The 14,256-nt window shown below is 28.4% G+C and carries 14 protein-coding genes; all 14 read right to left on the reverse strand.

The window, feature by feature from the left end; all coding sequences use genetic code 11:
* Positions 1-108: 108 nt before the first annotated feature.
* Positions 109-1,188, reverse strand: coding sequence for an HpaII family restriction endonuclease (locus ES044_RS10940; protein WP_147187142.1), 1,080 nt, complete (start codon positions 1,186-1,188; stop codon positions 109-111).
* Positions 1,185-2,450, reverse strand: a complete 1,266-nt coding sequence (locus ES044_RS10945; RefSeq protein WP_147187144.1) for a DNA cytosine methyltransferase — start codon at positions 2,448-2,450, stop codon at positions 1,185-1,187. Before ES044_RS10945 ends, ES044_RS10940 begins: the two co-directional genes overlap by 4 nt.
* A gap of 304 nt (positions 2,451-2,754) precedes the next feature.
* Positions 2,755-3,795 carry a DUF6090 family protein gene (locus ES044_RS10950; protein ID WP_147187146.1) on the reverse strand — a complete coding sequence of 347 codons (1,041 nt, stop codon included), beginning with the start codon at positions 3,793-3,795 and terminating at the stop codon, positions 2,755-2,757.
* A gap of 142 nt (positions 3,796-3,937) precedes the next feature.
* The gene (locus tag ES044_RS10955; protein WP_147187148.1) at positions 3,938-4,909 is read right to left on the reverse strand and encodes a Fic family protein; all 972 of its coding nucleotides are present in this window, start codon (positions 4,907-4,909) and stop codon (positions 3,938-3,940) included.
* Positions 4,910-5,131: 222 nt separating this feature from the next.
* On the reverse strand, positions 5,132-7,312 hold the full coding sequence (locus tag ES044_RS10960) for a peptidase domain-containing ABC transporter (protein WP_147118427.1): 2,181 nt from the start codon (positions 7,310-7,312) through the stop codon (positions 5,132-5,134).
* Positions 7,305-8,222, reverse strand: coding sequence for a carboxypeptidase-like regulatory domain-containing protein (locus ES044_RS10965; RefSeq protein ID WP_147118428.1), 918 nt, complete (start codon positions 8,220-8,222; stop codon positions 7,305-7,307). Before ES044_RS10965 ends, ES044_RS10960 begins: the two co-directional genes overlap by 8 nt.
* 63 nt (positions 8,223-8,285) lie before the next feature.
* The gene (locus tag ES044_RS18560) at positions 8,286-8,462 is read right to left on the reverse strand and encodes a hypothetical protein (RefSeq protein WP_189663204.1); all 177 of its coding nucleotides are present in this window, start codon (positions 8,460-8,462) and stop codon (positions 8,286-8,288) included.
* A 94-nt stretch (positions 8,463-8,556) separates the two neighbouring features.
* The gene (locus ES044_RS10970; RefSeq protein ID WP_147118429.1) at positions 8,557-9,177 is read right to left on the reverse strand and encodes a YIP1 family protein; all 621 of its coding nucleotides are present in this window, start codon (positions 9,175-9,177) and stop codon (positions 8,557-8,559) included.
* 188 nt (positions 9,178-9,365) lie between these two features.
* Positions 9,366-10,244 (reverse strand): hypothetical protein, encoded by an 879-nt coding sequence (locus ES044_RS10975; protein ID WP_147187150.1) that lies wholly within the window; start codon positions 10,242-10,244, stop codon positions 9,366-9,368.
* A 196-nt stretch (positions 10,245-10,440) separates the two neighbouring features.
* Positions 10,441-11,088, reverse strand: coding sequence for an IMPACT family protein (locus tag ES044_RS10980; protein ID WP_410524697.1), 648 nt, complete (start codon positions 11,086-11,088; stop codon positions 10,441-10,443).
* A 139-nt stretch (positions 11,089-11,227) separates the two neighbouring features.
* Positions 11,228-12,091, reverse strand: a complete 864-nt coding sequence (locus ES044_RS10985; RefSeq protein WP_147187154.1) for a DMT family transporter — start codon at positions 12,089-12,091, stop codon at positions 11,228-11,230.
* The gene (locus tag ES044_RS10990; RefSeq protein ID WP_147120286.1) at positions 12,088-12,696 is read right to left on the reverse strand and encodes an HAD-IA family hydrolase; all 609 of its coding nucleotides are present in this window, start codon (positions 12,694-12,696) and stop codon (positions 12,088-12,090) included. Before ES044_RS10990 ends, ES044_RS10985 begins: the two co-directional genes overlap by 4 nt.
* Positions 12,689-13,747 (reverse strand): bifunctional diaminohydroxyphosphoribosylaminopyrimidine deaminase/5-amino-6-(5-phosphoribosylamino)uracil reductase RibD, encoded by a 1,059-nt coding sequence (ribD, locus tag ES044_RS10995; protein ID WP_147120287.1) that lies wholly within the window; start codon positions 13,745-13,747, stop codon positions 12,689-12,691. Before ribD ends, ES044_RS10990 begins: the two co-directional genes overlap by 8 nt.
* Positions 13,748-13,780: 33 nt before the next feature.
* Complete coding sequence (locus tag ES044_RS11000) at positions 13,781-14,245, reverse strand: hypothetical protein (RefSeq protein ID WP_147187157.1); 465 nt, start codon at positions 14,243-14,245, stop codon at positions 13,781-13,783.
* Positions 14,246-14,256 lie beyond the last annotated feature (11 nt).

Consider the following 14,256-nt stretch of genomic DNA (forward strand, 5'->3'; position numbering starts at 1 on the left):
TTTTCGTACATTATTCCGCAAAATTTCTAGCGTTGGCGTTTAAGCTCTTTTGTTTTTTAGTTTTTTGTGTATAGCAAAAAAAACAAATGTGCTTGAACTTGCGTTGGCTTATTTCGTAAATCTGATTTGTAAGTTCAATTTAAAATACAATTCTACGTTTTCTTTGTAAACTGTTCCAAAATCGTGTCTGCTCGAACTTGCTGTATCTAATTTTGTATTGTTAAATAAGTAATCTTCAAATTCATTTCGGTTGTAAATATGGTAACATAAAATATCTCCATTTTCCTTAACAATCAAATATCCTCCAGTTGCATCATATTGTCCAGTCCAAACTTTCGAAGGCATCATTCCTAAAGCTACGTCTGTTAAAAATCGTTTAATTTTGTATTCGTAAAACTTATGTTCATTCGAAATATCAAAATTTAATGGATTTTTAGAATTTGTATTTTCTACTAAATCAGAAACGCTTGAATTTTTGCTAGAATAAAATTCGTAAACTACTTGTGATAAAATTTCAGGTAATTTACTGTCGATAAGAATTAAATTGTTTGAGAATATTTGTTTTTCAGTTTTTACAAAATGAAATTTTCCTTTTGATTCTAAAACAGAATTAATTCTATCCATTATTTTACTTCTAGAATCTATAGAATTTATCTTGTTAATTTCTGTTTCGCTTAACTTTAAATTTGAAATTTTAAAAATAAAATTGGTCGTTTTTCCTGCGTTGAGTAAAGTAGAAGGACTTCCTAGTTGTGATTTTATACTAAAACCTAAAGTTGGTTGTTGATTTGTTCTTTGGTCGTGAACAACGATTGTAATATCAGTTTTCGCGGTCGAACTTGCTTTTAAGGAAAGGCAATTGATAGATTGCATAAATTCCTCAATCTCGGGAACTGAAAAAGTTCTTTCTTTATTAGACTTAATTTTTTCAAGTAAGAGTTTCGCTTTTTCTTTAAACTCTGTAATTTCAATTTTTAAAACTTCTTCTCCGCCAGAAATAAGTATGATTTCGTCTTTTATTGAATATTCAAAATCGCCATTATTTTCGGTTCTTAAAACACGTAAAATCGGATAGACAATTCCTTCTAATTTTTCAATTTCTTTATTTCCAAGAAATAATTGTTTGTCGCCAAGTAGTTTGAAAAGTGTGTAAATTTCACTCCATTCGCCTTTATTTCCTGTAATCATAAAGTTTTAAGTTTTTCTATAATTTTTTTTGCAGTAGCTTGAATTGCAGGAACTGCAACCGAATTACCAAATTGTTTATATGCTTGAGCGTCCGAAACTACAATTTTAAAATTGTCGGGAAAACCTTGTAACCTTGCCCATTCTCTCGGTGTCATTTTTCGAATTCCTTCTTTATTCACTTCTCCTCTGATATGAGTAATTGGGGTAAAATCCTTTAGTCTAAAATCATAAACTAAATTTCTTTCTCGTCCCATTCCACCACAAACAACTGCGTTTGCAGTTCCGTTATTTGGAATAATTTCGTAACCAAAACCATTGCCTTTACTTGCGTGTCTAGCTTTGTGGTTTCTCAAAGTATTTACATAAGTTTCAGATAAATAATACTTTACAGAAACCGTTTCGGATTCTAAAATATCGTCAAGAGTATATTTTTTCTCAATAGGTTTTGGGTATTCAAATTCTGTAACTTTCAAATCTTTTCTAAATCCAACAATAAAAATTCGCTCTCTATTTTGTGGAACACCAAATTCTTTTGCATTCATTACTTGTGGTTCTGCAACAAAATAACCTAAATCTTCACGCAAAACATTTAATATTGTTGCTAAAGTTTTTCCTTTATCGTGACTTCTTAAACCTTTTACATTTTCTAAAAATATTGCTTTTGGTTTTTTCTTTTTTATTATTTCGGCTACATCAAAAAACAATGTTCCCCTCGTATCTTCAAATCCACCTCGCTTTCCTGCGATTGAAAACGCTTGACAAGGAAATCCAGCACACAAAACATCAAATCCGTCTGGAATATAATCTTTGGTCGCTTTTTTTGTAATATCTCCAAATGGAACTTCTCCAAAATTTGCTTGATATGTTTGCTTTGAATATTTATCCCATTCGCTTGTAAAAACACATTTTCCTTTCAGATTTTGAAAAGCTAATCTAAATCCGCCAATGCCAGCAAACAAGTCAATAAACTTAAATTCAGGCTTTTTTGGTGCGGGAAAAGGAATACTTTCTTGTTGAAAAATCAAGTATTGTAAAGCTTCTTCAGCTGCTACTTTTGAAATTTTTTCTTCTGGAAATTTGTATTCAAATAAATTTTTAACGTGTTCTATTGCATCTGGTTTGTAGAATTGAGAAACTCCATTTTTGTGATTATGTAAATAATGTGTAAACGCAGCTGCTGTATCTCTTTCAGATTCTATAAGTCTTATTTTGAATTTTTTTTCTTCAAAATGTTCAATCGATATTTTTTCCTTTAGAAGCACCTTTGTTCGTTTATATTTATTGTTGCAAGTTATGAAAAAATTATCATTTAGCGATGGGAGAAAAGCAATGTGTGCGATAGCACTCTTTGCTTTAGTGCGGCTGGTTTCTGGAATGAAACACAACGTTTTGGTATAAGGTTAGTTGCGTGTTTCAAGCAACTAATTTAGTAAATAAAACACGAACAAAGAAAGTCCGTGAGGACTTTCGTAAGTATGCGAGAAGCCAGCAATAAATTATATACGGTGTTGTGCTCTCGTTATTTCTTTAATTGGCATTCTTTCACTTCTAATGAGTTTAAATAGCTTATTCAAATAGCAGATAATCTTCTTTGTTTTGTTTAAAGACTTTTTTACATTCATAATCTACTGTTAATTCAATAAATTGATTGCTATACATAATTTGACCATTTGGCAGAAAATTATTGGGTGCAACAGTTAAAGGATACTCCCGATTTCCTGATTCATCAACATAATTGAATGTAATGGAATCTTTTGTATTGTTATACACAATAAAGTTACGTCTAAAAAAAATCTCATTTTTTTTATAAGGCTTATCCATACAAGCATATTCTGTTAATGGTTTTAGGTCAAGTTCGTTTAAGAATTGTTTTATTGTCTGCGTTTTATTCAATCCTCTAATTGATTTTATTTGCCATAATAGTTCCACCGATGACGTTCTCATTAGTGTCGCATCAAATACATTTTCATTAAGTTGTAAATGTGTATAATAGCTGACGTTATTTCTGTAAATAGTATCTGTAAGCGCGTGACGAATAGCTTTTTCAAACGAAAGGGAATCATTACTGTAATACCATGAAAATTTATTGACGTATTCTTCTGATTTTTTTTCTGCTAATGATAAGGCTTTACTTTCCCAAAATCTATGTGAGTCAATATGACTTTTTAATAATTTTAAACCTGAAATCAACTTCTTATATCGTTTGGGTATTTGTTTTTCTAAAGAGATAAGTTCATTGAGGCGATCATCCATAAATCGCACTTTATGTGTGCCAAAGTTCAAATTAATTAACTCTGGAGAAGCTCTAATCATCTCTGGAGTTACCTTATTTTGATTAAACATAGTTTGAACAGAATCTCTACGATAACCGTAGTTTAAAAAATAATTACTTCGTTCAATGTTAGTTTCAAGTTCTTGTTCTAGTAATGAAAAAACACTTTCTATTTCGTCATTAACTTTACGTTTTTCATTCCAATTATTAATCTGTAATGCAATTAAAATTCCAATGACAACTAGAACAATTTCTCCTATGGCGTATTTAAAGTATTTTCCTTTTTTTTCTTCTATGAGCAAATTTTGTCTAATTTTTCTAAAGAATTTTATCATTGGTTAGCGGTTTCTGATAATGAAGTACAACGTATTTGTATAAGGTTAGTTGCGTGTTTTAAGCAATAAAGTTAGTAAATAAAACACGAACCAATAAAATCCGCGAGGATTTTCGTTAGTATGCTTTTACCAGCAATTTTTTTTACACGTTATTGTGCCCAGTTATTAGTTTATAAATCGTTTTATTTAGTTCTCCAACTTTCTCGAATATTTTCAATTCTGTTCCTTTTTTCAAATCTCTACTCGCAGTTGCTGAAGAAATATCTTTGAAAATATCCATATAATCTTTTCTCGTAAATTGAATCTTATTTAAAGAAACAAAATATTCTAATCTGTCTTTTTCATTTAATGTTCGATTATTAAAATTTAATAATTCACTTATTGAAATATCAATGACTCCTAACATATATTCAATAAACTTTGTTGATTTTCCAGCTTTATCACTTTCCGCTAAAGCTTTATAATATTTTTCCTGATCGTTACTAATTAAAGTCTCGAAAGGTAAAAACTCAAAGATTGGATATTTTTCCATTAAAATCAGAGTTTGCCATAATCTTCCCATTCTTCCATTCCCATCTAAAAATGGATGTATAAACTCCATTTCATAATGGAAAACGCAACTTTTAATTAACTGAATTTCGTCTGATTTTTTTAAATATTCAAAAAGGTCTTTCATTAAGTAAGGAAGATTTCCAAAAGGTGAAGCTACATGTTCTATTTTTGAACCTTTTACAATTCCAACTCTTTGTTTCCTATATTTCCCAGGATCTTCAATGAGGTTTTCCATTAAGTTTTGATGAGCTTTTAGAAATGACTTTTCATTAGATGGTTTGTAAATATCTAAATTTTCATAGATTTTTATTGCATTTAAAACTTCAACGACATCTTTCTTTGGACCAATAACTCTTTTGTTTTCAAGAAGCGCTGTTATTTGTTCTTCCGTAAGTGTGTTTCCTTCAATTCTTAAAGAAGAATGAATAGTTTTAATTCTATTCTGTTTTCTTAATTTAGGAGAAGGTTTGTTTAATAAGTTAGCATTTACTTCACCTATTTTTTCTGAAATGGAAGTTATTAACTTTAAAATAGAAGATGTTATTTCGTATGGTGGTTTCATTATTGATACTATCATTTGATATTATCAAAGATACAATCATTTAACTATAATTGTGGAGTGAAACGGAATTTTTTAATTGGGCATAACGTTGTTGTGTAAGATTAGTTGCGTGTTTTAAGTAGTAAATTTAGTAAATAAAACACGAACCAAGAAAGTTCCAAAAGACTTTCGTAAATCAGCTGAAACCAGCAATTAATTTTACACGGTGTTGGCAACTGGGCGTTATTCATACTGTTTTTCAAACCCTAATTCAGCCCAAAATTCACTATAAAAGTTCTTTGATTTCATAAGTTTTTTGTGATTTCCAAAATTAGAAATCTCTCCGTTTTCTAATACATAAATTGTATCTGCAATTTGAGGTAAAGAATGTAATCTATGTGATATGAAAATAATAGTTAATTCAGATTTTAGTTTCTTTAATAAGCTTAAAACAAACTTTTCTGTTTTTCTGTCCATTGCAGAAGTAAATTCATCTAAAAGCAATAATTGTGGGTTTTTGTATAAAACTCTCATTAATGCTATAATTTGTTTTTGCCCACCAGACAAATTAATACCTTCTTCTCCTAAAATTGTGGCAAAACCTTGAGGTAAGGTATTTACAAATTCTGTAAAACCATATTGGTTACAAAAATTCTCAATATTTTCAGGTATATCTTCTTTACCTAATAAAATATTTGTTACTACGTTACCACTAAATATGGTAATATCTTGTGGAACAATACCTATAATATTTCGCCAATCTTCTGTTTTTATATTTGGTAAATTGTACTGATTGTTAATTAATATTTTTCCATTTTCAAAAGGGTAGAATTTTTGTAATACTTGCCCTAATGTACTTTTACCGCTTCCGCTTTCTCCTACAATTGCTATACATTCATTTTTATTAATGGAAATATTAATGTTTTTAAAGAGTTCTTTTCTGCCTGCAAAACGAAACGAAAGGTTTTTAATTTCTAAAGAATTAAATTCTGATAAAGAAATGTTTCCTTTATTTTCTTCTTCTATAGAAGTGAATTCATACATTCTGTTAAATGCAACTTTGGCTTCTTGAATTTCAATATTAACTAAAGCTAAATTTGAAGTTGAAGCCGTAAGCATACCTACCAATTGTAAAATTGCAATGATTACACCAGCTGTTAATTGATTATTTAAAACTAGATAGGTACTATAACCTAGTGTACTTATTATAAAAACATTTGAAATTAGTTGATTAATTGTAGCATAGTTTAAACCTAAACGTCCTAAATCATATACAGAAGTTTGAAAGGTTTTATAAATACTATTTGTTTCTTTTGAAAAAAAGGGTTCTTTATTATTATTTTTAATAGTTTCTATACCTTTAATGGTATCTATATAATTACTCTCGTTTCTTGCATAAGATTGCATCACTTTTTGTTGTTGTTTTTTTATTTTTGGACTAAAAAAAAGAACAACCACTGTTAGTAAAGGAATCCATAATAATGTAATATAACCTAAAGTTAAATTATAATTAAATATTGCTATTGAAACAATGATAACCAATAATATATCTATGACAATACTTCCAATTATTTTTGAAATAGTTCTTTGAATTCTACTTGTATCGTTCATTCTTGCTACCATATCTCCAATTTTTCGAGTATCGAAAAATGATTTTGGAAGTTTTAGTAAACTATTATAAAAAAAGTGAATTACTCTTATATTATAATTTTTAGTTTGACGTATTAAGAATAAACTTCTTAAATAACCAAAGAATACTTGAATGCTAAATAAAAAAAATAATAGACAAATACTTGCAGTAATTTTAAAGCTGTCATTTGAAGGTAATAAAACATCTATCAGTTTTTGAGAATATACAGCAGTTGCTAAACTTAAAATTGCTAAAATGATTCCTAAAAACAAGGACATTGAAAGTAAGTTCAAATCTTCTTTTACATATTTATAAATCCATTGCCATTTTTGTTTACTCTCTGCTTTTTTCTTTACAAGGTTATCTGTTTCATTACAAAGTAATAAGGCTTTAGATTGCCAAATTTTTTCTAGTTCTTTCTCATTGATATATTCTATTTTAGAACTTGCAGGATTACTGATAATAAATTTTTCTTTTTTATAATCATAACCAAAACATATAATAAAATGTTGTAATTTTTCTTCAAATACAGTGTGTAAAACAGCAGGAACTTTGTTTTCTTTTAGAGCTTCAATTGTAGATTCATAGCCCTTTATTTCTAACCCTATTTTATTACCACATTGCATCAAGCCAAGCATTGTTGTACCCTGTTTGGTAGTACCACTATATTCTCTTAATTTTTCTAATGAATAATTACTTTTAAAAAATTTGAGAATTGTTTGTAAACATACAACACCACAATCTGATTGGTCGTGGTGTTGTGTGTGGTATTTTTTTAAACTTATTTTAGTCATAGATAGATAGCTCTAAACTTATTGCCAAGTTATAATCGGAAACTATTGAAAAATCTTTGCTAGTATTATCTATTTTTTCCCATTCATAATTTCCAAACTCTCTTTTTATGAAAGATATTGAAGTAATATTTTTTTTTTTTTTATTTGTGTACATAAAAGAAGGCAATACATCACCTAATTTTTTTTCAACAATTTTTCCATTAGTATCTAATTCTCCAATCATTTCTATACCAATAAAAATACCTGATGGAGGAAAGACAATAAATTCATCTGAAATATCAATTGTTAAAATCTCATCAGTGTTTTGATTACAATTTATGAGTATATTTTTTTTTGTTAAATTTATACCTGGAGTATCATTATTATTTTCATAAACATGGATTCTAAAAACACTTTTAAAGACTACGTTTGTTTTTAACATTTTATTACTTCTAGAACCTGGTATATCTTTACTTATTGGTATGAATATTTTTTTTAAATAAGCTTTTTTTAAATTTTCTTTATATTTAATCAAAGTGGCTAATTGAGTTTGTGGCTTAATATGCCATCTTAATGTTTTTCTCTTTTTTATATATCCAATTTCTTTAACTTTTAAGTCACCAGATAAAATAATAATCTCATCAAGGTCAATCACATTTTTTTTTAAAAATAAAGTGTCTTTTAAATTTTTATTTTTTACAATCAAAGGAATATATCCAAGATGTGAAAATCTTAAACTTTCACTATTTTTTATATTTAAAATAAATTTTCCATCTTCATTTGAATAAATACCATATCCATTTTCAATAATTTCAATAGCTACATATGGTATTGGTTTTTTTGTCTCAAAGTCTACTATTATTTTAGAAGTTGCTATTTGGCAAAATAATTTAGTTGACATAAATAAAATAATAAAAAAAGGTATTCTCATATTTTTTTGTTTTATTAAAAAACTGTACAGGTTTTAAAACCTGTACAGAGGAAAAATTATTAATTAAAAGACACATGGTACACTACTATACCAACTATCAAAATTTGTTGTAATACCAAAAACTTGATATCTGTGGGTGCAATAATACATGCCACTAGAATCTATGGATTGTAAGTTAGTGGAGCCCCAAAATTTACCTCCTTGAAGGTCTTCTAATTTGTTTACTGATAATTCTTTCATAGTTTTAAGAATTTAAAATTAATAATAATAAAATTTCTTATTTTTATTTGGAGGATAAATAAGTAAACCTTTTCTATCTAGACGTCATTGATAGCTAATTAAAATTCATTTCCATAACCATTGCAAAAACAAACCATAATAAAATTCCTAATCCATAGGTTTTTGAAGTTATGATGAATGCTTTTTTATAATTAATGTTCATTAATTTATGTATTCCAATTCCTAATATTAAAATTATTATTAATTGTTCTAAATTTATACTTGTTAATGATAATTTAATCCAAGGCACTGTTTTTTCACTACTAATATAATTTTCAAGGCTTAATTTTTCTGACATAGAATTTATAGAACCCATTGTAAAAGTCCAATTTTTTAATTTAACTAAAACGATAATTAAAAATTGATATACAATTACAGAAATTAAACTTAATAAAACTAAATTAAATATTTTTTTTAAACTTGACTTTACTTTAAAATATAAAAAACCAATATTAAGACAAAATAACATACCAATACTTTGTAAAAATATAAAAATAAAGTTTTGAATTAAATATATTTTAAATTCTTTTATCTCATTATCTTTTATCTCATTTTTAACTTCTATTGCCGTAAACTTAAACATTCTTTCAATGTATGAGGTAATTAAATAATATTCAAGCGTAAACACTAATACAATTAATATTAAGATAATTATGTTAATATATTTTCTTTTCATTTTTTTTTCATTTTTTCTTTTTTTTATCCATTCGAGTGAGCGAGCCTTGTTGCCAACGTTGTTGTATATGGTTTGTTGCGTGTTTCAAGCACCTAATTTAGTAAATAATTACCGACCAAGAAAGTCCGCGAGGACTTTCGTAAGTAGGCAAGAAGCCAGCAATAAATTATATACGGTGTTAGCAATAGTTATTTTCTTGAACTTCTTTTTTTCATTTTCGGCACTGAATTTCCTGGTCTAATTTCTGTAATAATTTTTATGTCAGCAACGTTTTTTTTCATAATTTTTCTTAAAGGTGTTTTAGTTTCTTTACTTTCTTTTATAAATTTTTCAATTTCTTCTCCTTTAATGGTTTTTCCTTCTGGCATTTGAAAGATTGAGCTTGTGTTAAATGTTGCCTTATTTTCATCTTCCGCAAGTGTCATAACTTTGTCAAGTTCAATTAAGTTTTCGTTTTTTTCAATAAATGACATTCCAGTTCCTAAATCGTAATCTAAACTTATTAAATCTGAAGCTTCTTCCATCATTTGAAGGTTGAAAAGGTCTTCTTTGGAAAAAGGAATATGAAAGTCGTTAAATCTAATAAAAGGTTTATCGTCAATCAACATTTGAATATGGAAATGAGGGAATTTAGCATTATTTGAATCTTTATGTCCATCTAAATCGCTTTTTCCAAAATTCATAGACCATTCAATGTTTTCATATTTGATTGTAATCTCTTTTAATTTTGAGCCAGATTTTTCATCTGTTAAATCATTGATGTTTTTAAGAGGTGATTCCAATGTAGCAATCCATCTAAAATAGCTTTCAAGTTTGTAATAGCCAATAGCTTCCGAAAGATATTTTTTAAAATGTTTTTTCTTAATTCCTGTTGGCAAAAGAAACCAATGAAAGCAAGGTTCGTAATCTGAAAAATAGTCTAATTTATTTCCGCATAAAACACAACATTTCTTTTCGTGTGCATCTTTAAATTCCTTAAAGAACTCATCATTTTCCTTAAGTTGTTGAAGGTTTTTTTCTTCAATTTCTTCAGGTTTTAAATCTTCTATGAATTTTCGGATTTTCATTTTAATTATTGCTAACTCGTTATATAGTAACTTTTATTACACATATCCCTTAAAATTAACTTCATATAGTATTTTTTATATTACTGTTCTTCTGTAAATATAATCTAAATATTTTATTAGTTAAAAGATGATATGAATTCTTTGTAACCAGAATGTATAAAGCTTGCTAAAAATAAATTAAAATTAAATCAAAATTTTAGGATACAATTTTCACCTCAACTTTATACAAAGTATCAAAAATTTCAAAAATAGTTTGGGCTTCTTTTTTTCTGATAGAAATTACATATTCGCAAGCCAATTCCATTTTTTGACTCACAAGGTTGAGGTTTTTTTCTTTGATAATTCTCATTACTTTATTCATCATATCGTATTCAAAATTCAATTGATACGAAATATCAATTGTCTTTTCTAGAATTTTTGATGCTTCTAAAGTAAGTTGAGCAGAAGTTTTATACGCATTAATTAAACCACCAACACCAAGTTTTGTTCCGCCAAAATAACGCACAGAAACAATTAAAACATTGGTTACTTCAAAAGACTGAATTTGTCCATAAATGGGCATGCCAGCAGAATTGTTGGGTTCGCCATCATCGTTGGCTCTGTATCTTACGTCTTCAATTCCTATTTGATAGGCATAGCAAAAATGGCCTGCTGTATGGTGTTTTTTCTTTAACTCGTCTAAACAATCTTTTACATCATCTTCATGCACAACAGGAAAAGCGTAGCCAAAAAACTTACTGTTTCTATCTTTAAAAAGGGTCTCTTCTGAAGGTTTTAAAATAGTTTTGTAGCTGTCTTCTTCCATTAATCGTATTTTGTGTAAGATCTTTTTATGAAAGATCATCAATTCTTAATTTTAATACTGAAGGTAATCTTCAAAAATGAGAAAATCTAAATTAGTTTTTATAGATGCCTATTAGTCCATATTGTTGAGCATACATCTCGTAGAAATTAGAAACTCATTTCATTATCGGTATGTTGGCTTAAGCCAAAGCTACAATAACGATTCCAACTATTGCCAAAGCAACGCCAATTTTATTCTTTAAACTAAATTGCTCTTTAAAAACTAAAATTCCGATGATGGTAGAAACAATTACGATTCCTACATTATTAATCGTAAACAACGTAGAGCTTTCAAAACCTTCTGTCTGTAGGGCTTTGATTAAGAAGACAATTGAAAAATAATTCGGAATTCCTAATGCAATACCAGCAATAATGTTCTTTACGCCAAAAGGTTCTCTTTTTTTGATGGTTTTAATCAATAAAATTACAAACGAAAAAATAGCAGCGATAAAAAATAAACTTCCAGAAAAAATGGACACATCATTTTTTGGAACAAACATTACTTCTACATATTTTATGGTGGTGTCAATAGCACCAGAGCCTAAAAAAAGTAAAATAGGAAAAAGCAAACCAGCATTTTTAGAAGTGACTGATTTTTCTTTTACAGAAGCCAAATAAACGGCTACTAAAGCAATAAGAATGCCTATAATTTTTAAAAGCGTAACCGATTCTGAATATAAAAAAACACCGAAAAATACGGGGATTACTACAGACATTTTTCCGGCAACAGACGCTACAGAAACTCCGTTTTTTTGTGCAGTCATGGCCATCACAAAAAAGATAGAAACAAATAAGATGCCTAAAAACACTGCACCTAAAAACCAAGGTTGATGCGGTATTTCGAGTACAGAAAATTCTCTTTCTGCCAATCCAAAACCAATGGTAAAAGCAACCAGGTAATTGATAAAAATTGCTTTTAATACATCAACTTTATAAACACCAAAATATTTAAAAATAACAAATAAACCACTAGAAATAAGAATGCTTAAGAGAAGGTAAATCAAAGAAATTTATTTTTAGTGAATAGTGTTATTACATCTTCTTTTCCAGGAATTAAATTCCAAACATGAATTCCTAATTTATTTGCGGCATCTGTATTTTCTTTTAAATCATCAACAAATAAAGTTTCATCGGCAACTAGACTGTTTTTATTTAAAACAAACTCGTAAATTTCGGCATCTGGTTTTCTAAAATTAATTTCATGCGATAAATAAAACTGCTCAAAGCAACTTTTAAATTCGTTATAAAACTTTTCTCCTAAAGAATTCTGAACCCATTTAATATGCAAATCATTTGTGTTGCTAAGTAAAAATAATCTGTACTTTTTACTTGCAGAGATTTCTTTTAAAAATTCTAAACGTCTTGCAGGGAAGTCTAATAAAATGGAATTCCAAGCAGCGATTAAAGCTGTTTTCGGAATGTGAAACCTGTCATGAAAAAACTTGATAAAATCATCAGTGCTCATCAATCCTTTTTCATAATGATGATACACTTGTATCATCTCGTCAGATATTTCTGAGACTCCAAGAGCAGCCATTGCTTTATAGGTTCCTTGTTTGTCTAGGTTAATGAAAATATCTCCAAAATCGAAGATGATGTTTTTAATCATGTGTATAAATATTTAAAATGTCGTTTTCTATTTTTTTGGTTGCTGTTCTTTTTGCGCTAAAAATAGGCGCTTTAATACCTTTTTTAAAAGTAGCCTCTCCAATAAAAACCATGGCTTCATCCCATAAATTAGCAACTATAAAAGTTTGTAAGGTTTGCGTGCCTCCTTCAATAATTACAGATTGAATTTTGTGCTTTTGTAAAACTTCGCAAATTTGTTGGGCAACGTTTTTATTGAAATTAATTTGCTCGAAAATGATATTCTCGTTTTCAAGAGATTGAAGTTTATTTGTATCGATTTCTTCGTTAATAATAAAAATTGTTTGAACGCTGTTATCGTATAGATTTGCGTTTTTTTGAATTCTTAAACCCGCATCTAAAACAACTCTTATGGGGTTATGGCCAGACCAACTTCTAACATTTAATGAAGGATTATCTGCAATTGCGGTATTTGTGCCCACTAAAATTGCCTGTTCTTTGCTCCTTAATTTATGCACTAGTTGTTGAGAATAGTTGTTAGAAATCCAAACAGGGTTTTGTTCATTTCTTTCTAAAGGAGCAACAAACCCGTCTTTAGTTTCTGCCCATTTTAAAATAATATAAGGTCTTTTTTGTTCTTGAACTGTAAAGAAGCGTTTGTGATGCGCTCTACATTCGGTTTCTAAAACCCTAACGGTAACATGAATATTTGCTTTTTTTAAGCGCTCAATTCCTTTGCCAGCAACCAAACTATTAGAATCTATGCAACCAATCACCACATTTTTAAGTTGGTGTTTTACCAACAAATCTGCACAAGGTGGCGTTTTACCAAAATGTGCGCAAGGCTCTAGCGTTACATAAATGGTTGCCTCTTTCAATAATTCTTTGTTTTTTACTGAATTTACAGCATTAACTTCTGCATGATTTTCTCCATAATTAGAAGTAAAACCCTCACCGATAATCTTGTTATTCAGTACAATTACGGCACCAACACTAGGGTTTGGACGTGCAGTTCCGATGCCGTTTTTAGCAATTTGTAAACAGCGTTTTATGTAAACTTCGTGATTAATAATGATGTTTTTTAGAGAAACTAAAATGTTTTTAGTTTAAAAATTAATTTTGATAGCTTCTGTTTGATCGACTAAAAATTCTTTTTTAAATCCAAAAACTTTATATACTAAATTCCCTTTAATTCTAACAGTTACTTTGTTGGTAATTAAGGAGTTTAATAAACCTCCTAAAACTCCGTTTTTACCAGTACTCAATAAGTTCTTTGTAGGAATATTTGCTAATAAAGGAATCGAAAATTCTTTTTTTGCAGGTATTTTAAAATCTTCAGAAAAAACTTGTGCCACTTCAATATCGTTTACTAATATTTTAAGATTATCGGTAGCTATTTTGCCACCAACATCATTAGGGTTTTCAAAATAAGCAATTGCTTTAATTTTAACAGTATCTGCAGCATAACTAATTACCTCTATGTTATCAACCTTAATAAAAACAGGTGGTTTGTTTACAGCGCAACTGCAAATTAGTAAAAGAGAACATGAAAAATAGAGTGCTTTTCTCATCAAAAATAATT

It is taken from the genome of Polaribacter sp. IC066 (genome assembly GCF_007997085.1).
Taxonomy (GTDB): Bacteria; Bacteroidota; Bacteroidia; order Flavobacteriales; family Flavobacteriaceae; genus Polaribacter.